A 20209-nucleotide genomic window follows, 5' to 3' on the forward strand; every position below is an offset into this window, starting at 1 on the left:
TAGATAGAGTGGATTGAATTGGTCGGTCTGGTTTAATGGGTTTTCCAGATCGGCCGTTCATTCCCTGTGTCTCTTATCGCGAGTTTTTCTTTCCAGTATTTTATCCTGTCAACTAAAATTGACCTGGAGCACCCTGTTTAACAGTACCATGCGTATTTCCCCAAAATTTCTGTTCGTTCTCTTCCTGTTTTTTGCGATCGGCGCAAAGGCTCAGGATGAGACCAAGAAAATCCCCTTGGAGGACGAGGCAGATTTTTTCTCAACACTTCCAGCCAGCATTCCAAATGCGGCTCAAATCAAAGCCCTGTATTCTCAGGGAAAAAAGACGGAAGCCATCCACCAATTGGCGGTTTACTTCAAAGAAAAGTCCCAACACAGATTCTTTTTCAACTGGGCAAATGTTGCCAACAGACTTCAGGAGTATCAGCAACTCTATCCCAATGCTGCTAAAAACCACCTCAAAGACGCAAATTCTCATACTGAGCTCTATCAAGCGAACACCCCTTGGAAGTTGCCTTTCAAGAATGAAAAGGGCAATGACGTAACGGCCTATGAGATACGCCATCTGTTCAGACAGCACAAAGCGGGCGATTTTGCCTTCAGTTATTACCTTTCGGATCGATCGGATCTACTCCCCTACTTTACCGGGCATGTCCGAAGTCTCAACCAAGCCTACCAGGCCGATGCAGTCGAACTGATATCCGCCGGCAACGGCGCCTACGAAAGCTTCCGCGGAGGCAATCGCGTCGAGAATTGGGTATTGGCCCACCACCTCTTTTTAGGCTCCCCAGATTACAGCGATCAGGATCAGGTCACGATGATCCGCACCTTGATACATCATGCTGAAGTGATCTTCCAGACCAATCAGGATTTTCAATTTGGCAATCACCAGACTAAAGGAATGGTTGCTTTGGCGGTCATCGCGATGATGTATCCGGAGTTTGAAGCTTCCAAAACCTACTTCGATTTTGCGATAAGCAATCTCGGGAAGCATCTGGAGCTGGAGATCAATCCCGATGGATTCCAGTTTGAGCGTTCTTTTCATTACCACGTCGGAGACATCGACAACTATTTCAGAGTCTACAAACTCGCCCTCATCACCGGAACTGCGATTCCAGAATCTTGGGAGGCGAAGCTGAAAAGTATGTTTCAGGCGATGAAAACGATCGCGCTTCCCAACAAGGCCGCACCGGTCATCCAAGATGATACCGATCAGCCGATGGCCACACAGAACCAACTCGATGAAGTGATGGCGCTGGGTTATGTCCTTTTTCCAGATCCTGAATTTGCCTTTTTGGCGGGAGATAAACCCTCGGAAGAATATTATTGGCTGCTGAGTCGGGAAGATTTGGCGAAGCTGAAAACTCGAAAAGAAAAGCGACCAACCATGAAATCAGCCGCGCTGGTGGAGACTGGATATTATGTCTTCAGAGATGGTTGGAAGGATGAGGATCAGTACCTGCTTATCAGCACGGGAGTTTCTAAGGAGAAGCCCGATCATCAACACGGCGATGTCTTGGGCTTTCAGCTCTTTGCCAACGGAGAGATGTTGATCCCCAATTATCAGGTGAGATATCCGGTACCGGAGTTTCAGTTTTTCAAAAACTCTTGGGTGAAAAATGTTGCTCTCGTCGATTCCATTGCTCAAGGGCAAGAGTGGACAGGCAACCAAGGCGGAAGCGGATTTGGCAAATTTGCCAAGCTGCCTAAAGCGGAGGTTTTGCTCTGGGAGCCAAAAGGTGACGTGCAGGCTTTTGTCGGCAGTCACGATGGCTATGCCAATCAGGAGGTGAGTTACATGCGGAGCATTTACTACTTCTCCGGAGATTTTTGGCTTATCCGAGACCACTTTAAATCAAAAGAAAACCACATCTACTACCAGAATTTTCAGGGCAATTATTCGCTGGAGGACTGCCCCGGAATCGCGCGTTCGAGCCAGGCCAATGGCGGAGGGCTGGACATCATCCAAGTGGGAACTTCAGTAGCTGAGGCCAAGGTTGCCGGCAACTTGGGAAAAAACCGCGTGACCTTCCAATCTCCTGCCGCACAAAATGTGGACTTTGTCACCATCCTCAGACCCTACGAATCATCTTCGGATCGTACTGCACTGATGGATAAGAAAGGTAAATTGAATCTGGGCGATTGGGAAGTATTTACGAAAACGTTTCAAAGCGGAGACTTGGAAATCTCTGCTGCACAGATCTTCAAGAAGGACAAGCAATATTTCCTGCTGGGAATGACTCGGCTAGCATCGAAGAGCGAACAGATGGAAGTAACTACTCCTGTCGATGTCTTAGTCTCCATTTCGGATGCCGGATTTGAAATCAAATCCTTCGAGCCCGCTTCTTTTGAGCTGAAAAGTCAATCACAAACCATCACCCTTTTACCGCTCCAAACCCATCAAAGCCATGCAAAGTAAACGATCCTCCCACTTGATTTTATGCCTGCTGGCTTTGGTGTTGTGTTTTCAAAACTGCGCTTTTGCGGGAAAGCAACCGATCCTCGTGACTACACTGGCGGAATACAATCAAGCTGTCAAGACACTCCAGCCAGGCGACACGCTGATGCTGGCTAATGGCGTTTGGCAAGATGCGGAGCTGGTTTTCAAGGGTGAAGGAACGGCCGAGAAACACATCGTTCTGATCGCGGAAACTCCGGGCCAGGTGTTTTTGGAAGGAAAATCAAACCTCCGCATCGGTGGGAGCCACCTCATCGTGAAGGGCCTGGTCTTTCGAAACGGATGGACGCCGTCCTCAGAAGTCATCTCTTTTAGCATTGATAGCAAGACACTGGCATTCAACAGTCGCGTGACCGAATGCGTCATCGACAACTACAACAATCCCGACCGCAACTCTCAAGACAGTTGGGTGATGATGTTTGGGAAAAACAACCGCTTCGATCACAATCACATTGAGGGGAAGCGCAACACCGGAGTGACCATGGCGGTGCGACTCAACTCAGAGTCGAGCCAGGACAATCACCATCGAATAGACCACAATTACTTTGGCCCCCGACCCGTGCTGGGATCTAATGGCGGCGAAACCCTTCGCGTAGGCACCAGCACCTATTCACTCACCGACTCCAATACTCTGATCGAAAATAACTATTTTGAAAAGTGTAATGGAGAAACCGAGATCATCTCCATCAAGTCAGGCGGGAATATCATACGAGGAAATGTCTTCCTTGAGTCCAAGGGTTCGCTGACGCTGAGACATGGCAACGGGAATACCGTGGAGCGGAATATTTTCTTGGGGAATGGAAAATCCGAAACCGGAGGCATCCGCATAATCAATGCCGACCATATCATCCGGGACAATTACATGCAGGATCTGAGAGGTAAGGAGTTTAGGGCGGGCATCACCGTCATGAACGGCGTACCAAACTCCACGATCAACCGGTATCACCAAGTCAAAAATGCCCAGATCCTGAACAATTCCCTGATCAACATTTCGAAAATCGAATTGGCAGTCGGCAGTGATACGGAGCGTTCGGCTGTCCCTGAAGGAAATCTTTTTGCAAACAATCTGGTCACTTCCGAAGGAGGCGTCGATGCCTTCCAAGCCTACGACAAGATCGACGGGATTGCCTTCAAGGACAATGTGTCAAACTTCAAATCAACGGTTGTCCCATCCGGGTTCTCGCAGCAAGAAATCAAACTCGAAAAAGCCGAAAACGGCCTCTATTATCCGGTTGACAAAACAATCAAGGCTGGAGCACCAAGAGACTTGAAGGTGCTCGATATCACAGAGACCGGCGCTTCTTGGTATCCTAAAACCCACAGGGAAATAACCTTTGATACTGGCAAAACACTGCCGGTAACCCCTGGACTCAATACGATTTCCGATGCCCTGAAGCTGGCTAAGGCGGGCGACATCCTGCAACTGGCGCCTGGAAAGTACGAACAGACCAAAGTCTTGGATATCGAGGTACCCGTGAGTATTCGATCTGCTCAAAAAAGTCAAATTAGCTTTGTGGGTACGCACCTGTTTGAGATCTACGACGGGGGTTCGCTAAGTCTGGACGGAATCCAGGTCGATGGCTCCAAAGCCGCCGATGCAGCGGGAAACGCCATCATCAAGGTCAACCGTGCCGGTACCCTGCATAATTACAAGCTCAAAGTCGCGAACAGCAGCTTCAGTGATTTGACGGTAAACCATTCCTTCAATTTTCTGGAGGCTTCTCCCGGCAGCTTTGCAGATACGATCCAGATCGACAACTCGGAGTTTAGTAAGCTCACAGGTTCGGTGCTTTTGCTTCACAAAGAGACCGACGATCTTGGCAAATACAATGCGGAATACGTGATTTTGGAGCAAAACAGCTTCGAGGAGATCGGCGGTATGGTAGCCGATATCTACCGTGGAGGTACGGACGAGAGCACCTTTGGTCCGTATTTCATTGCTGAGAAAAACCAGGTGCGCGATGCCGGCAAAGGAAGTCGGAATAAGGAAGGAGCCTCATTTAGCGTGACGGGGGCTCAATGGTTGGTCTTTGAGGACAATACGCTGTACTCCTCCGCGCCGGTGAAGGTGGTGGATTTGGTAGGGACTCCCTACGTGCATTTTTCACAAAATCAGCTGCAGGACACTTCGGCGATTATTCACACGAAATACCAAGCTAAAAAATGAAAACCCAAACACTAACCTTGGTTTTTTGCCTTTTTGCCAGCCTTGTTTTTGCGCAGCAAAAAGCGCCGTCCGCGGAGAGTAAACTGCTGCTGACGGAGAAAGGGATCGCAGCTTACCGGGATCTCGATGCCAAAAACCCCGATGCTGTCCGGGAGATTGCTGAAATCAAGCAGAAAATCGACGCCGAACTGACCGAGGAAATTCAGGTGCCCATACCCAAGGATGCGGGTGGAGGCTATACTCATGAGCAGCATAAGGCCAACCAGCTTTCTATCTTTTATGCCGGAATCCTGTATAAGCTGACCGGCGAGGAGCGCTATGCGGCTCGGGCAAAAGAGCTTCTCTATGCCTATGCCGCTATCTACAAGACACTCCCTCTTCATCCAGAAAAGAAGGAGCAATCTCCAGGCAAGCTCTTTTGGCAAAGTCTGAATGAAGCCGTGTGGCTGGTTTATAGTGTGCAGGGATTTGATGCGATCAAGCCCTATCTGAGTGCGGAGGAGCGCGCCTTTCTGAAGGCCGAATTGTTCCAGCCTTTTGTAGATTTCCTGAGTGTGGATGGCGAAGAGACGTTCAACAAAATCCACAATCACGGCACATGGGCAGTAGCCGCCGTGGGCATGGCTGGATATAGTCTGGAGGACGACAAATGGGTGCAGATGGCACTGAAGGGAACGACCTTGGACGGAACCGGAGGTTTTTTGCGACAGTTGGATGAGTTATTCTCTCCGGATGGATATTACTCCGAAGGGCCCTATTATCAGCGTTATGCTTTGCTTCCGTTTGTTGTTTTTGGGCAGGCCATCGCTTACAACAGCCCTGAGCTGAAGATCTTTTCCCATCGGGATGCCATTCTGATCAAAGCGATCTATGCAGCTATTGACCTGACTTACGGCGGCTTTTTCTTTCCCATCAACGATGCGCTGAAAGAGAAAAACCTTCAAACTTCGGAGATGGTTTTCGGGGTGGATATCGCCTACGAGATCACCAAAGATCCTCGCCTACTGTCTATTGCGCAGTATCAAGCAAACTTTGCTCCGATCGATGCGGGATTTGAAGTGGCCAAAGCGATAGGTGGAAGCCTTGCAAAGCCGTTTGAATACACCTCTAAAAGATTCCGGGACGGAGAAAAGGGAGACCAAGGTGGCCTCGCAATTATGAGAGCGACCACGTCAAAAAATCCTTCGGCTTTGGTCTACAAATACACGGCTCAAGGCATGGGTCACGGACACTTTGACAAACTGACCTGGCTCTACTATGACAACGGTGAGGAAATCATCCGAGACTACGGTGCCGCGAGGTTCCTGAATATCGAGGCCAAATTCGGAGGGCATTACCTTGCGGAAAACAACACTTGGGCGAAGCAGACAATCGCTCACAATACCGTGGTCGTGGATGAAAAGTCGCACTTCGACGGAAAACTATCTGTGGCAGAAGCCTCCTTCCCGAAGGAGTTGAGATTTGACGTCTCCGATCCTAATTTCCAGATTGCAAGCGCCGAGATTAAAGAAGTCAACGAAGGTGTTTCGTTCAAGCGCACCATGATTTACGTGCTTGACGCAGCTTTCGAATATCCGCTGGTCTTGGATCTTTTTGAGATTCAGTCCGAGTCGGCTCATCAGTACGATCTACCCCTGCATTTCAACGGGCAGATTATTCACCTCAATGTTCCCCTGCCGGGAAATAAGACGCAGCTTTCTGCCTTGGGAAAAGAGAACGGGTACGAGCATCTCTGGAATCTGGCTCAGGGTAAAGCAGACGCCAAGCTGAGTCAGTTCACTTGGCTTCTCAAAGATCGATTCTATACTTGGAGTACCAAGACCGACATCTCAGACGAGCTCATCATGGCAGAACTGGGGGCAAATGATCCGGATTTTAACCTGCGAAATGAGCGGGCGCTGATCCTGAGAACGAAGGGAAAGAGCAATCACTACTTCCTCTCAGCACTGGAGACGCATGGTTCTTTTGATTCAAAAAACGAACTCACACTCAATGCCTACAATCAGATCAAGAGCTTGGAGCTGATCGAGAAAGACGGTAAAAAATACATTCAAATCACCACCAAGGACGCAGGGATCAAAACCTATCCGGTGGAAAACCCAAATTAAAAACTAAAACAGCGAGACATGAAATTTCAAAGTGAAGTATTTCAAGTGAGCGAGGAGCTCCAATGGGAGGTCGTCGGAGAAGGCGTTAAGCGTCAGATCATGGGCCACGATGATCATATCCTGATCGTCAAAGTATCCTTTGAAAAAGGAAGCATCGGGCCAATCCACGACCACTTTCACAGTCAGTCCACCTACGTGGAGTCCGGGGCATTTGAAGTCCAAGTCAACGGCGTGAAGAAAGTGCTGAAGGGCGGAGATGGATTTTACATCCCTCCCCACGCTCCCCACGGTGCGGAATGCTTGGAGGCTGGAGTCCTGATCGACGTTTTCAGTCCTATCCGAGAGGATTTTTTCGAAGCTAAAAACGGGTAACTATGAAAAAAGTCAAAGGATTACGTTGGCTGGTGGTGTGCTTGGTAGCGATGGCGACGGTCATTAACTACATCGACCGAAATGCCCTCGCCGTGATGTGGCCGGGCATTGCCGAGGATTTGGGCATGGGCAAAGAAGACTATGCCTTGATCCTATCCTTCTTCATGGTGGCCTACGCTGTTGGGCAGACAGCATTCGGAAAAATTTTCGATCAAGTAGGCACGCGGGTGGGTTTTCTCCTATCGATCCTGATCTGGTCTGCATCGATTGCCCTGCATGCGGTGGCCAAGTCGGTGACTTCCTTCGGGGTTTTCCGGTTCACCCTCGGTTTTGGCGAAGCGGGCAACTGGCCCGGTGCGACCAAAGCAAATGCCGAGTGGTTTCCGGTGAAAGAGCGAGCCTTGGCTCAGGGTATTTTCAACTCGGGCGCATCGCTTGGCGCGGTCATCTCTGCACCAATCATCGCCTGGCTCTATGTCAGCATCGGTTGGCAAGCGACGTTTGTGGTGGTCGCAGGCTTGGGTTTGATCTGGATTATTCCCTGGTTGATTGTCTATAAATCTTCGCCTGACACGCACCCTTGGATAACAGAGGAAGAGCGCGCCTACATCCTCAAAGGCCAAAAGCCCGAGCCGGAAGCGAACGCTAAAGTCGCGGAAGACTATGCTCCAAGTTTGGGACAATTGCTCAAGCACAAGCAAGCCTGGGCGGTCATCTTGATGCGATTCTTCATCGATCCGGTTTGGTGGCTGTTTGTCTCTTGGCTTCCGATCTATCTGGCCGATGAGTTTGGCTTTGACGTGAAGCAGATCGGTTTGTTTGCCTGGGTGCCTTATGTGGGTGCGGCTTTTGGGAGCATCTTTGGCGGCTGGCTGGTGGGCTACTGGTTGAGAAAAGGCTGGACCGTCAACAAAGCCAGAAAGTCAATCATCTACATGGGCGCTTTGATCATGCTTCCACCGTTGGTGATGACCGCCTATGCAGCTACTCCACTGATGGCAGTGCTACTGATCGCAGTGATTCTCTTTGGTTTTCAAGTTGCCATCGGCAATATCCAGACTCTTCCGAGCGACTATTTCTCGGGCAAGACCGTCGGGTCTTTGGCCGGAGTAAGTGGCTCAGCGGCTGTGGTCGGAGTCTTGGTCACGACTTGGATCGTGCCTGTGATTACGGTAAATTCTTATGTTCCATTTTTCGCCTTAGGCGCAGCTTTGGTACCTATGGCCTTGCTTTCCCTGGGATTGCTGGGAGGCAAAATCAGTCCAATACAAAACAAAATTTCTCAATAATCTTAAATCTATAATCTTATGAATCTAACAGGAAAAGTAGCAATTGTAACCGGTGGAGGAAGAGACATCGGCAAGGAAGTGTCTAAAAAACTAGCGTCACTTGGCGCTAAAGTCGTCATAAATTATTTCGATAATAAAGAAGAAGCGGAAGCTACACTCGCCGAGGTACTGTCGGCCGGTGGAGAAGGAATTGTCGTTCAGGGCGACATGACTGATGAGGCGGCAGTAGCTAACCTAGTCTCCGAGGCGACCAAAGCCTATGGCGACGAAATCAACATTTTGGTGAACGTGGCAGGCGGATTGGTAGCTCGCAAGACCCTGGAAGAAATGGATGTGGACTTCTTCACTTTTCTGCTGAAGTTGAACCTGACTTCCAACTTTCTAGTGACCAAGGCTGTAGTGCCCCACATGAAGAGCGGCGCTTCGATCGTCAACTTTGCTTCGCAAGCAGGTAGAGACGGCGGCGGGCCAGGCGCTTCAGCTTACTCGACTGCCAAAGGTGGCGTAATCACCTTCACCAGATCTATGGCTAAAGAATTGGGACCAAAGAATATCCGGGTAAATTCTCTTTGCCCAGGTATGATCGCCACGACTTTCCACGACACCTTTACCAAGGATGAAGTGAGAGAAAAAGTAGCCATGGGTACTCCTCTTCGTCGTGAAGGCAGAGCGGCGGAAGTAGCGGATTTGGTTGCTTATCTTGCTTCAGATGAGTCCTCTTTCCTTACCGGAAACAACATCGACATCAACGGAGGATTGCTATTCTCTTAAGATTACCGATTGGTGAAAATACTAGGCCGATTAGCTCTCAGCGAGCTTTTCGGCCTTTTTTTGGGTTGAATTTATTTGAGTCCCATGGGGACGGCTCATTAGTTGGCAGCGGTGGTTGGTGAGCGAAGTCGTGATTCAAGAGTCCTATCGGGACCAGACAAATTGAGCACTGAGCTCTCGGTTCCACAAAATACTGCTTCGCCAGTGCTGAAATCGTTCGTAAACCTTTTGTCTAGGGGTTGAAACTCCTGGCGGATGAATCGGACAGGCAGACCTACGGCATTATTTCCTCTTCTCAGCAAGGTAACAAGCTCACCTACAGGTATATCATCCGCGGGTTTTTGATCAGCGGTTTACCAAAAAACATCACGAAATTTTGAAGATAATCCCGTCTGGGCAGCCTTTTTTTGTTGCCAACCATATCTAATCGCTGGATTTGTAGTTCAAACCTTTCTCATCTTTAAACCCCTCCAATTCGCTAAAAACAGCGATTTATTTCGCTTCCTTCGCATTTTCGAGAAGTATTTGCATATTCACGGCAAAACCCAAACTCAATAATTGGGCCTAACCTCTGTTTGATATGACCTCGAAGTATTGCCTCATTTTGCTTTTTTGCAGTGTTTTTTTCGCCTGCTCACCCTCGGAAAACAAGGAATTTGGGAAGGACATCTCGACTGCGCAAGATCAAATTCGGGAGGGTAAGGCAATCTTCAAGCAAGAATGCAGCAATTGCCATAACTTCAATTCCAATGGGATTGGGCCGAATCTCAGCGGATTGACCCGCACAGTAGATACGCCTTGGATCGTCGAGTTTATCAACAATCCTCAGGCGAAGATGGATGCAAAAGACCCCCGGGCGCTTGCTTTGCTGGAGAAATACAAGGCTGTCATGCCGTCGTTCCATGTGCTCGGCGAGCAGAAAATCAATTCCTTAATCAGCTACCTGCATACCTTTGAACTGGTGCAGCCAGAGATAGATCCTGACTCTGTGATCAATTTGATCGAAGCAGGTGTTCCGGATTCCGGCATTCGATTGGAACTGGAGCTTTTTGCACAGTTGCCTGCCTCTGACTCCTTACCTCCTATGGCGAAGATGACCAAAATGGAGCCTATACCCGGTACCGATCGCCTGATGATCAACGATCAACGGGTGGGAATTTATCAGCTGATCGACCAGAAGCCTCAGCTTTATTTGAATTTGATGGAGCAGCGACCCGATTTGGTGAGCAAGCCGGGCTGGGGTACCGGGCTGGGGAGTTTCTCCTTTCACCCGGATTTTGTCAGCAATGGGCTTTTCTATACCGCACACACCGAACCCGGCGGCACTCGCACGCCGGATATCGGCTATACGGACAGCCTGGTGGTTTTTATGCAATGGATCGTTACCGAATGGAAAGCCAATGACCCCGCAGCACTGACCTTTGAGGGTACCTCACGGGAGCTTTTGCGGGTTAACAATCCCACACAAGCCCACGGGATGCAGGAGTTGACATTTAACCCACATTCCAAAAAAGGTAGCGAAGACTATGGCCTCCTGTATATCGGCTATGGAGACGGGGGTTCTCCTGAGCGAGGATTTCCTGACGTAGCAGACAACGAGGCAAAAGAAATCTATACCGGCATCCTGAGAATCGACCCTGCGGGCAGAAACAGCAGAAATGGCAACTACGGAATTCCAGCCTCCAACCCCTTTGCCGGTGTAGCCGGAAAGGCAGGAGAAGTGTATGCCTACGGCTTCCGCAATCCTAATCGACTGTTTTGGGATGACGCAGGGAATTTTTATGCCACTGATATCGGACAGCACAGCATCGAAGAGCTTAACCTAGTAAAGGCCGGCGGTTTTTACGGTTGGCCAATCCGGGAGGGAACTTTCATCATCAATCCTTATGGAAATCTTCGGAAGCTGTATCCACTGCGAGAAGACGAAAACTTGGGCATCACCTATCCGCTGATCCAGCTCGACCACGATGAATTGGCTGCGATCTTTGCAGGTTATATCATGAGCTACGGAGAACTGAAGGGCAGGTTTTTATTTGGAGATATCCTATCGGGAAGACTTTTTATCGCCGATCTCAACCAAAAACCAAAACCGGAAGTCCAGACGGTTAAGGTAATTTTTGAAGGAAAAGAAATGACATTAGAGGAACTTGTAGGCGGTCGAGTGGATCTTAAATTTGGGATAGATGCGGAAAAACGCGTGTACATCATGAGCAAAAACGAGGGCAAAATCTATCTGATCAAGTAGCTTGGCTGATTTGAAGCGCAAGGCTTAATAGTTTAAAAAAAGTATCATTTTAGGAAAAATCATGGCAGAACCATTACAAAGCTTTTCCGATAGGAGCTAATCAAATCAACTGAACGTCAACGTTCATGATAGGACGCTGTTGGGCAAACTTTGTATATTGTGCGATGCGAAATCAAATGCCGATCACTGATTTTAACTACGAGTTATTCTTTGACCTTTCTCCGGATTTGTTTTGTATCGCGGGATATGACGGGTTTTTTAAGCGGATCAATCCTGCGGTTTCGGAGACTTTGGGCTACACGATAGATGAGTTATATAGTCGGCCGATCAATGATTTTATCCATCCGGAGGATAGAGACATTACGGATCAAGTGAGGGAGCGTCTGCACCTGTCCAAGCCGCTACTCAATTTTGAAAACAGATACCTATCCAAAAGCGGGGAGGAGATTTGGCTTTCGTGGACTTCTATGCCTTTCGAATCCGACGGGATGGTATTTGCGATCGCTAAAAACATCACCCACAAGAAAAATATCGAGGCGGATCGCAATGCGCTCCTCGGCCATCTGAGTCAACTCAATCAGGAACTCAGGCAGCTGACCTACTCCACCTCTCATGATCTCCGAGCCCCCGTTAATAACATGTTGGCAGTCTTTGAACTCATCACGCCGGCGATGATGCCTGATTCCGAAGCCCGAGAACTGATGGATATCCTGAAGGTCTCAGGGGAGAAGCTTTCCAAAACGCTCAACCACTACGTGGACATGCTTAAAGCAAGACACAGTTCGAGAGCCACCGGTGAAAAAATCAAGCTAAGCGACTGCGTAGATGCGGTTATGGATTCCATAAGAATACTCATAACCGGGGCAGAGGCGGAGATTCGACTAGATTTCGAACAAGTAAACGAGTTGGATTGCAATCGTGCCTATATGGAGAGCATTTTGCTCAACTTGATTACAAACTCTATCAAGTATGCCCAGCCGGGTGTCGTACCTAGGATTAGGATTTCTACGAGAAAGAACCAGAGATCCACCCAACTGATGATCGAAGACAATGGATTAGGTTTTGATTTAGAGAAAGTTCGTCCAAGAATGTTTCGGATCAACCAGACCTTTCACAATAACCAAGACAGCAAAGGCCTTGGTCTGTACTTGGTCAACTACCACGTGACAAGCATGGGAGGAAAGATCGACGTGGAGAGCCAACCTAACGTAGGCACCAAATTCACGATTACGTTCTAGACCGCCCCGTAGACTAACCTTTTCTTTTTACCCAAAAAAATACCCCCAAGTATGCTTCAACATCTTTTGGGGGCAGTACACTATGTGAACCAAATACTAGGTCGCTTACCGATACATTAACTTGTAGTACTCATCAGCCATTCGGTTACTATCGAATTCATGGCGAACGTCATGCATTCCGGTTTGTACGATGTCTCTCCACTTACGCTTGTTGTCGTAGTAGGTTGGAAGGATTTCATTCTTGAGAATCTCATACAGGTGATCTAGATCTTGGGTATCCTGATCCTGTACGCTGAGCGTGTGATAGTCTGCCTGAGGAACGACAAAAGAGTTTTCTCCATGCTTCGCAAATTCACAAATCCAACCATCGTCGGTGCTGAAGTTGACCGATCCATTCATAGATGCACTCATCCCGCTGGTTCCGGAAGCTTCGCGCGGCACTCGGGGGTTATTGAGCCAGACATCAGAAGCCTGCTTTAGCCGCTTGCTAAGAGAGAGTTCGTAGTCTACGCAGACAGCGACATTATCGAAGCGCTTGCTCAGATGTATCAGTGAGTTGAAGACGCTGATCGCGCCATAATCCATCGGGTAGGGTTTGCCTGCCCAGATGATTTGAAGGGGATGCTCGCTGTTTTCCATCAATTCTTGAAACCGCGCCAGATCCTGCGCGATAAGATCAGGGCGCTTATAGGCCGCAAATCTTCTAGCCCAGACAATGGTAAGGATACTGGGGTCAAATATTTTTCCAGTCTGATCTGCGACGAGCTCGAACGCACGCTTTTTAAGAAACATCTTCCGGTCATCAAAGCCCACATTGTCTCCTTCTTCCATGAAGTGATAAAGCGGCTTATCAGCCCAGTATTTCCAGTTTTGGGCGTTAGTGATGGACTGAATTTCCGGAATGTCGGGATAGCTTCCCCACATCCTGCGACTCACCTCGCCATGTAGCTTACTTACGCCGTTGGCGTCACGGGCAAAACGAAGCGCGGCCAAACTGTGGTTAAACACACTTCCGGTCATGCCCGTCAATTGTTGCACTTCCTCGATGGAATGGCCATAGAAGAAGCTCATCTTGTTGAGCAGGTAGTAGTCATGTTTTTCATTGCCAGCTTCTTCCGGCGTGTGGGTGGTGAATACCAGCCGTTTTTTGAGCTCTTCCTTGCTGCCAAATTTTTTCAATAGGTAGAAAGCACCGCTCAGCGCATGGGCTTCATTGAGATGGTAGACTTCCGGGTTGAAATTCAGGTGATCGATCAGCATTGCGCCACCTATTCCCAAGATCATCGTTTGGGCAATCTTGGCGGCTGTATCCGCGTCATAGAGACGGTGGGTGATCGTCTGGCTGAGGTAGTCATTTTCCGGTACGTCGGTACTTAGGAGAAATAGCGGAGCGCTGTTGAAGGTAGTTGGCGGTAGGTACCAAGCTTTGACCCAGACCGGCTGATTGTGTACGGGCACCTGAAATTTGATTCCGGTGTCCTCCAGAAAGCTGTATGTTTTTTCATACCATTCAGCCTTGAGGGTTTGGTCTTGGTTTCTTCCCTGATCGTAATACCCATATTTCCAAAGAATACCGATGCCGATCAAGTTTTGCTTGAGCTCATAGGCGCTTCGCAAATGGGAGCCGGATAGGAAGCCAAGTCCCCCGCTGTAGATTTTCAAAGGCTGATGGATAGCAAACTCCATCGAGAAATAAGCCACAGATTTGGAATACTCAGGGTCAAGTTCATACGGAACTTTGTAGCTTTTAAAGTCGGTCATGTTATAAGGATTAAGGATAGTGATTGTCTAAAAACCAGTGGTTTTTTTCATTAAGACGGCTAGTTTGTAGTAAAATGATTCTCTTCGATAAGGTAAAAAATGACAGTGGCCAAAAAAAGGAGATAGAATCATTTTTCGAATTCACAGTAAAAAAATAATAACATACTCTTGCTAAGCGTCGGGTTGTCGGCTATAAGTATAAAAGGAAAACCTGGTTCCGGGTTCTCCTTTATACTTAATAGGGATTCGTCATTCACTTTTTTTGAACATCAGCGGGCCGACATCCTTTTCCACCGGATCAAGACTGTGGAGGTATAAGTATAAGGCTTCCAAGTCCTCGTCCGACATTCTGGAGAAAGGCCCCCAATGCATGGGCGAGATTTTAATTTGCCGACCGAGTCGGAATCTGGCTTTCCATTCGTCGAGGGTCTTAAATTTGGATAAAGCGCTTAGCGGGTGGGGCGTAATGTTTGGAGTCCTCGTCCAAGTATCTGGATCCTCTCCAGCGGCTATGTTCAACGCCGGGTCAGGCTCAAACTCCATCCCACCGGCGTATTCCGTGTCAGTAGCTTCGAAAGTCATCGGATCTCGCTGGGTATGGCAACCCACGCAATTGGCCACGGATCGAGCCAAGTACTCTCCCCGCTCTATAGTCGCAGCCATGGGTGGAGCCGTAGTAGGCGGAGTGGGGTTTAGGATGGGATGAAAAGAAGGGACAAATACCCGAACTGCTTTGCCAATAAACGACCATTCTGCGGCGGGAACGTTGTTTTCGATAGGCTCCATGCTGCGTAGATAAGACACTACTGCTACCATGTCGTCGTCCGCCATATTCCAAAAAGGCATCAACAGCGATATCGATGCGATCCCATTCGGCCGCACGGCATGGCGCATCATTCGAAAAATCTGCCCGTCGGAATACCTGCCAATTCCGGTGGTTGGGTCAGGAGTCAGGTTAGGCGTATAGAGGAGACCCAGCGGCCCCATCGGGAATGGAACGCCACCCCTGAGCGGAATTGGCTTGCCAGCATCCGAAGCGATCATCTCCTCCAAGCTGCCCACGTGGCAATTGGAACAGTGCGCCGGTCCATGCACCAGGTATTGTCCCCGTGCGATGAGCGTAGAATCGGTACTGGACTTCAGCTCGGGAAGTGCGATGTCGTATTGCTTGTCCCAGTTGACTTGGACGTAAATGTAGAATCCCAAACCAAGGACTATAATTAAAGACAGTAGACCTAAAAGCAATTTTTTGATCATGGTTATCTGAGTTTAGATTTAGACAGCAAAAATTTCAGTACGAGTCGCTGCGGAGAATTACTTTGCCGGGAGAGTATCCGATGCGGCCATCTGTACTGCTTCAAGTTCCATAAAAGCCATCATGACGGGAGAATTGTCCCAATAGCCAAATTCCTTGACGATTTTGCCATCTACAAACTGGAAGGTTTCGTGCACTGGAATGACAAATTCTTTACCGGTGGCGGCTAGTGTCGCTTTCCATTCTCCCCAGACATTCACCCAAGTTTCGCCGTTATCGGTGGTGACCATCTCGATCTCGTCATCGGTGAAGTCAACCGAGTACTCGGAAATCCCGATTAGATCGTTCTTTTGCCTCTCCAGGATTTGATCAAAGGTCGATGGATCAGACTCAGGAACATTGTAGTAGATCTCGGCATTTTCGGCATAGAACGATCGCTGGGATTCCAAGTCACCCGATTTATAGGCGACAAACAAGGCTTTCACCGAATCAATCTCTGTCGACCGCTGGGTATAGCGCTGATCAGGGCCGCAGGCGACGGCAAGGGCGAAGAGTAAAATCACTGACAAATTTTTCATAGGGTGAAGGTTTAGTCGATTGGGCAGAAAAGAATTGACTTCTCAATAGAGTAAGTTGGATTTATAGAAGTTTCGATCCAAGCCATCGAGGATGAACGCCTACTTCTACTTTCCAAGAGTAGGGTTAAATTTTCCAAAATGCTTTTTAGACACAAATAATTGATCTTCAAACGTTCCAATTTGTTAAATTGTAGAATGAAGCAAGTAGTTTTTCTAGCAGTTTTTTTACTCCCTTTAAGCTTGATTGGTCAAATCGAAGAGCGAAATGGATTTTTTCAATACAAAAGAGTCTTTGTTGAAACTGATAAATATGGCTTTGATTATCTGGATCGAATGGAGGCTACTTATCCTAATATTCCAGAGGGCTCTGTCTTGCGCTTGGAGTTGATCAATGATCTGGGTTACTACTACCATACCCGAAATCTGAAGAAAGCGCTTTCATTCATTGCCCTTGGTTTGAAGGAAGCCCGCGCAAAAGAAGACAGCTATTGGGAAGGGCACCTGATGGTGTCTCAGGGGGCGATTTTGCTGCGAATGGAGGAGTTGGAAAAGGCAGAGTCCGTGCTCAACGCAGCAATAGCAAAGATCCCAGAAAGCGAGGCTTGGCTGCTGTATACCAATCTGGGCTATGTCTATGAGCGGAAAGGGATGCTGGGCGAGGCCTTTGACTTTGCTGCGAAGACCCTGCAAATCGGGGAAAAACACGGAGATCTCAAGGCAATAGCGATGGCCTATTCAGACATGAGCAACTTGTTTTGGAAGCAGGGAAAGTTTCAAACAGCACTGGACTACGGTTTGAAGTCACTGGAAATTTTTGAAAAAAGAGGTCTCAAAGACCTCGATTACGATTTTACCCTTCACCTCGTGGGTCAATTTTTGGTTGATTTGGATCGCCCCAGCGATGCGCTTCCATACTTTCAGCGCTCAATCTTGCTGGGAGAGCAGTACGGCTTTTACAACAATCTCTCAGACACCTACATCGCGCTGTCCAATCTGGAATGCGGAATGGGCGATTTCCCGGCGGCCACGCAGTCAGGACTGGAGGCGCTCCGATACGCCGAACTGCTCGAAAATGAATTTATGATCTTGCGATCCTATCTTTCCCTAGGCAAGTCGAACAATGCCTCGGGAGATTTTGTGCAGGCGGCAGGATTTTTGGAAACTGGTTTGGCGAGGATCAAGCCTGATTTTGGGGATAAGTTTTACCTGAGTGTAGCCTACGAAGCGTTGAGCGAAGCCTATGAAGGATCCGGCGATTTTGAGGAATCGCTCTCTGCGTCGCGCAAAGCTGATCTTTACCGCAAGGATGTTTTCACCGCAGAGGCGGAGGCTCGAATAGCTCTCCTGCAGACGCATATGAATGTGGCTCAAAAAGAAAACACAATCAAGCTGCAAGAATCCGAACTGGGGAAACAACGCATCTTGATGGTACTCTACTTGACACTGGCGATTGTGCTCGTGATCCTCTTATTTATCCTGTATCGGGTCTTTTTGAGAAAAAGGAAGTACAGCCACCTCTTGGAGAAAAAGAACGAGGAAAATGAGTTCCTCCTCAAGGAGATCCATCACCGTGTCAAAAATAACCTAGAGACTATTTCAAGTCTTTTGAGTCTACAAATCGGCTCGATCGACAATCCGGAGCTTCAGAGAATTCTGGAAGAGACCTGTACGAGGGTGCAGAGCATGGGAATGATCCATCTCCGGCTGTATAAAGAAGACAATCTAAAAGAGGTCGAGATGAAGGAGTTTTTTGAAAGCCTGGGGAGATTTATTTTGGACACCTTTGACGCGGAAGGCCGAATCGCTTTTGGCACCCAGATGCATCCCTTAAAATTGGACGTAGATACCGCAATTCCCATCGGGCTGATCGTTAATGAGCTGATATCCAATTCGCTAAAGTACGCATTTCCGAAAAAAGGCGCGGGACAGATTACAGTCTCTTTGTATGAAAAATCCGGCAATCTGTTTTTGGAAGTAGCCGACAATGGAATCGGAATCCCGGAGAACTCTTCCTCGCAGGGAACCGGCTTTGGCAGTGAACTGATCAAGCTACTTACCCGGCAGTTGGATGGCAAGATGACCTTGGTTACGGCCTCGGGTACGGCCTTTTCATTTGAATTTTTACTTAACAAAGCAGCATGAATGCGACCAGAATTCTAATCGTAGAAGACGACATGATTATTGCAGCAAATATTAGTTTGCAGCTCAGCAATCTCGGCTACGAAGTGACAGGGATCGAAACCAAGGCGGAAGAGGCCATCCACCATGCGCTGGATGCCAAGCCGGATCTAATCTTGATGGACATCCAGCTCAGGGGGGAGACCAATGGAATTGAGGCGGCGAAGGCTATTCAAAAGATTCTGGACATTCCAATTATCTATCTCACGGCCAACCAGGACGACGCGACGTTTCAGAAAGCCAAAGAAACGTCTCCTTATGCCTTTATCCCGAAGCCTTTCTCCAAGCTGAATCTGGAGCGAACTATCGCCCTGGTCGAAGAGCGGATCAAAGAAAACACTGGAGAAATCTCCCACGAGGAGCCATTTTACGATGCGAAAGAGGATCGGATATTTATCCGGAATCAAAACAAGCTTGTCAAAGTCATGCTGGAGGACATTCTCTGGGTGGAGGCCGAGCGAAACTACTGCAAGATCAATACTTCCCTTCAGGCTTATACTATCGTCAGCCCACTCAATAAGCTTTGTGAAAAGATCGATCAAAAGCGGTTTGTCCGAATCCATCGCTCCTTCATGGTCAACTTTTCCAAGCTCGAAGCGGTGGCGGACTCTCACGTGGAGTTGAAAGGAAAAATCCTCCCTATTGGCAAGCAATACAAGGAGGATCTTTTTCGGTTGATGAATAAGGTTTAGCTAAACTGGCTGCTCATTTTCTGCGCCTGGATAGGTATTTTTATTCTGAATTGGAGTGCAATATCTCTGAACAGCTTCCATTTGCCGTCTTCTTCTTTCCAGAGAATGATGTATTTCTCTTCTCCTACGGCGATATCACTGACATATACGGTCACTTCTGCCCCTTTGGCCAATAGCGCCTCGCTACCAAAAACTTCCGTCGTTTTGAGTTCAACTTTCGTCACTCCGGAATTGATAATCTGCGAGAATTTCGTCTGAATCGCTGCTTTCCCAACATGCGAAGGAGCCCCGGCAAACATGACTTTGGCACCGGAAGTATAGGAATTCGCGATCCCTATGGAATCACCATTGGCCAGAACGGTCATAAAACGACGATTGGCATCTTCGATCTCGGCCTTGGCGGTTTCCAAATTGAATGTGGGAGTTATAGCCTGTGATTCGCCTGTACTTGGTTTAGTATTGCAGCTTCCTGCAAATAAGACGACCGAAATTGCCGTCAATAAGATCGTTTTAAGTGGTTTTGTTTGTTGAATGTTTTTTTGGTTTGAAAGTGTGCTGAGGACGCCAGTGCGATTTAAGAGCTTCCCATTCGATCTCGATAAGCTGTCCCGGAAGCGCAAGTCCTGAGACCTGAATCCAACTTCCAGTCGGGAAATATTGCGTATAGATTTCGTTTCGAAGGGCTGAGACCTTTATAAACTCCTCCATGTTGGTAGTGAGAATATTTTCGACTACAACGTCTTCGACTTCGAAGCCGTAGTGATCTAGGATTTTCTTCAAATCAGCGTAGCAATTTTTAATCTGCAGAGCCATGTCCCCATGCCCGATGAGATTGCCCGCATCGTCCATGCTGACCGCGCCGGAGATGATCAGATTGTTACCAATTCGCACGGCATGGGAGTAGCCATAAGATTTTTCAAGTTCGGGACGAAGAAGGAAATAATCGGGGGCATCGAACTCAACGGGTGGTGGAGGCGGTGCTACAGGAGCAGATTGGCAGCTGGGCAAAAAGGCGATGCCGAAGTACGCCAAGAGGATAAGTTGGAATGAGTCTTTCATGGGATGTGATGAAAATGGGTGAAAATTAATTCCTCGTT

The 20209-nt window shown here is 48.3% G+C and carries 15 protein-coding genes; 10 read left to right on the plus strand and 5 right to left on the minus strand.

Annotation, left to right across the window (positions count from 1 at the left end):
* Nucleotides 1–148: 148 nt before the first annotated feature.
* The 8 genes from ABD031_RS02120 to ABD031_RS02155 all read left to right on the plus strand — a co-directional run bounded on the left by ABD031_RS02120 (nt 149) and on the right by ABD031_RS02155 (nt 12648).
* Nucleotides 149–2419: a heparinase II/III family protein gene (locus ABD031_RS02120; RefSeq protein WP_343848143.1), complete on the plus strand. Its 2271-nt coding sequence runs from the start codon at nt 149–151 to the stop codon at nt 2417–2419.
* Nucleotides 2409–4625, plus strand: a complete 2217-nt coding sequence (locus ABD031_RS02125; protein WP_343848144.1) for a polysaccharide lyase 6 family protein — start codon at nt 2409–2411, stop codon at nt 4623–4625. Before ABD031_RS02120 ends, ABD031_RS02125 begins: the two co-directional genes overlap by 11 nt.
* A complete protein-coding gene (locus tag ABD031_RS02130; RefSeq protein WP_343848145.1) occupies nt 4622–6733 on the plus strand; it encodes an alginate lyase family protein in 2112 nt (703 codons plus the stop codon). Before ABD031_RS02125 ends, ABD031_RS02130 begins: the two co-directional genes overlap by 4 nt.
* Before the next feature lie 18 nt (nt 6734–6751).
* Nucleotides 6752–7105 carry a cupin domain-containing protein gene (locus tag ABD031_RS02135; RefSeq protein ID WP_343848146.1) on the plus strand — a complete coding sequence of 118 codons (354 nt, stop codon included), beginning with the start codon at nt 6752–6754 and terminating at the stop codon, nt 7103–7105.
* Between the two features lie 2 nt (nt 7106–7107).
* Complete coding sequence (locus tag ABD031_RS02140) at nt 7108–8394, plus strand: MFS transporter (protein ID WP_343848147.1); 1287 nt, start codon at nt 7108–7110, stop codon at nt 8392–8394.
* Between the two features lie 18 nt (nt 8395–8412).
* Nucleotides 8413–9165 (plus strand): SDR family NAD(P)-dependent oxidoreductase, encoded by a 753-nt coding sequence (locus ABD031_RS02145; RefSeq protein WP_343848148.1) that lies wholly within the window; start codon nt 8413–8415, stop codon nt 9163–9165.
* Between the two features lie 580 nt (nt 9166–9745).
* The gene (locus ABD031_RS02150; RefSeq protein WP_343848149.1) at nt 9746–11410 is read left to right on the plus strand and encodes a PQQ-dependent sugar dehydrogenase; all 1665 of its coding nucleotides are present in this window, start codon (nt 9746–9748) and stop codon (nt 11408–11410) included.
* A 164-nt stretch (nt 11411–11574) separates the two neighbouring features.
* Nucleotides 11575–12648: a sensor histidine kinase gene (locus tag ABD031_RS02155; RefSeq protein ID WP_343848150.1), complete on the plus strand. Its 1074-nt coding sequence runs from the start codon at nt 11575–11577 to the stop codon at nt 12646–12648.
* 105 nt (nt 12649–12753) lie between these two features.
* On the opposite strand, the gene glgP is transcribed toward ABD031_RS02155, so the two are convergent.
* The 3 genes from glgP to ABD031_RS02170 all read right to left on the minus strand — a co-directional run bounded on the left by glgP (nt 12754) and on the right by ABD031_RS02170 (nt 16242).
* The gene (gene glgP, locus ABD031_RS02160; protein ID WP_343848151.1) at nt 12754–14409 is read right to left on the minus strand and encodes an alpha-glucan family phosphorylase; all 1656 of its coding nucleotides are present in this window, start codon (nt 14407–14409) and stop codon (nt 12754–12756) included.
* A 249-nt stretch (nt 14410–14658) separates the two neighbouring features.
* A complete protein-coding gene (locus tag ABD031_RS02165; RefSeq protein ID WP_343848152.1) occupies nt 14659–15666 on the minus strand; it encodes a c-type cytochrome in 1008 nt (335 codons plus the stop codon).
* A gap of 57 nt (nt 15667–15723) precedes the next feature.
* Nucleotides 15724–16242, minus strand: a complete 519-nt coding sequence (locus tag ABD031_RS02170; RefSeq protein ID WP_343848153.1) for a nuclear transport factor 2 family protein — start codon at nt 16240–16242, stop codon at nt 15724–15726.
* A gap of 195 nt (nt 16243–16437) precedes the next feature.
* Here ABD031_RS02170 and ABD031_RS02175 point away from each other — a divergent pair, with 195 nt between their 5' ends.
* Nucleotides 16438–18384: a tetratricopeptide repeat-containing sensor histidine kinase gene (locus tag ABD031_RS02175; RefSeq protein ID WP_343848154.1), complete on the plus strand. Its 1947-nt coding sequence runs from the start codon at nt 16438–16440 to the stop codon at nt 18382–18384.
* Nucleotides 18381–19112, plus strand: coding sequence for a LytR/AlgR family response regulator transcription factor (locus ABD031_RS02180; RefSeq protein ID WP_343848155.1), 732 nt, complete (start codon nt 18381–18383; stop codon nt 19110–19112). The genes ABD031_RS02175 and ABD031_RS02180 overlap by 4 nt, the downstream gene beginning before the upstream one ends.
* Here ABD031_RS02180 and ABD031_RS02185 read toward each other — a convergent pair.
* Both ABD031_RS02185 and ABD031_RS02190 read right to left on the minus strand, forming a co-directional pair.
* Nucleotides 19109–19612: a YybH family protein gene (locus ABD031_RS02185; protein ID WP_343848156.1), complete on the minus strand. Its 504-nt coding sequence runs from the start codon at nt 19610–19612 to the stop codon at nt 19109–19111. The genes ABD031_RS02180 and ABD031_RS02185 overlap by 4 nt on opposite strands.
* 10 nt (nt 19613–19622) lie before the next feature.
* Nucleotides 19623–20171 (minus strand): RidA family protein, encoded by a 549-nt coding sequence (locus tag ABD031_RS02190; protein WP_343848157.1) that lies wholly within the window; start codon nt 20169–20171, stop codon nt 19623–19625.
* Nucleotides 20172–20209: the final 38 nt, after the last annotated feature.

Source organism: Algoriphagus jejuensis, from assembly GCF_039523455.1.
In the GTDB taxonomy this organism is placed as follows: Bacteria; Bacteroidota; Bacteroidia; order Cytophagales; family Cyclobacteriaceae; genus Algoriphagus; species Algoriphagus jejuensis.

Excerpts from the sequence above, each read along its gene's own strand:
- ABD031_RS02120 (WP_343848143.1), top strand. The coding sequence starts at position 149 with ATGCGTATTTCCCCAAAATTTCTGTTCGTTCTCTTCCTGTTTTTTGCG.
- ABD031_RS02125 (WP_343848144.1), top strand. The coding sequence starts at position 2,409 with ATGCAAAGTAAACGATCCTCCCACTTGATTTTATGCCTGCTGGCTTTG.
- ABD031_RS02130 (WP_343848145.1), top strand. The coding sequence starts at position 4,622 with ATGAAAACCCAAACACTAACCTTGGTTTTTTGCCTTTTTGCCAGCCTT.
- ABD031_RS02135 (WP_343848146.1), top strand. The coding sequence starts at position 6,752 with ATGAAATTTCAAAGTGAAGTATTTCAAGTGAGCGAGGAGCTCCAATGG.
- ABD031_RS02140 (WP_343848147.1), top strand. The coding sequence starts at position 7,108 with ATGAAAAAAGTCAAAGGATTACGTTGGCTGGTGGTGTGCTTGGTAGCG.
- ABD031_RS02145 (WP_343848148.1), top strand. The coding sequence starts at position 8,413 with ATGAATCTAACAGGAAAAGTAGCAATTGTAACCGGTGGAGGAAGAGAC.
- ABD031_RS02150 (WP_343848149.1), top strand. The coding sequence starts at position 9,746 with ATGACCTCGAAGTATTGCCTCATTTTGCTTTTTTGCAGTGTTTTTTTC.
- ABD031_RS02155 (WP_343848150.1), top strand. The coding sequence starts at position 11,575 with ATGCGAAATCAAATGCCGATCACTGATTTTAACTACGAGTTATTCTTT.
- glgP (WP_343848151.1), bottom strand. The coding sequence starts at position 14,409 with ATGACCGACTTTAAAAGCTACAAAGTTCCGTATGAACTTGACCCTGAG.
- ABD031_RS02165 (WP_343848152.1), bottom strand. The coding sequence starts at position 15,666 with ATGATCAAAAAATTGCTTTTAGGTCTACTGTCTTTAATTATAGTCCTT.
- ABD031_RS02170 (WP_343848153.1), bottom strand. The coding sequence starts at position 16,242 with ATGAAAAATTTGTCAGTGATTTTACTCTTCGCCCTTGCCGTCGCCTGC.
- ABD031_RS02175 (WP_343848154.1), top strand. The coding sequence starts at position 16,438 with ATGAAGCAAGTAGTTTTTCTAGCAGTTTTTTTACTCCCTTTAAGCTTG.
- ABD031_RS02180 (WP_343848155.1), top strand. The coding sequence starts at position 18,381 with ATGAATGCGACCAGAATTCTAATCGTAGAAGACGACATGATTATTGCA.
- ABD031_RS02190 (WP_343848157.1), bottom strand. The coding sequence starts at position 20,171 with ATGAAAGACTCATTCCAACTTATCCTCTTGGCGTACTTCGGCATCGCC.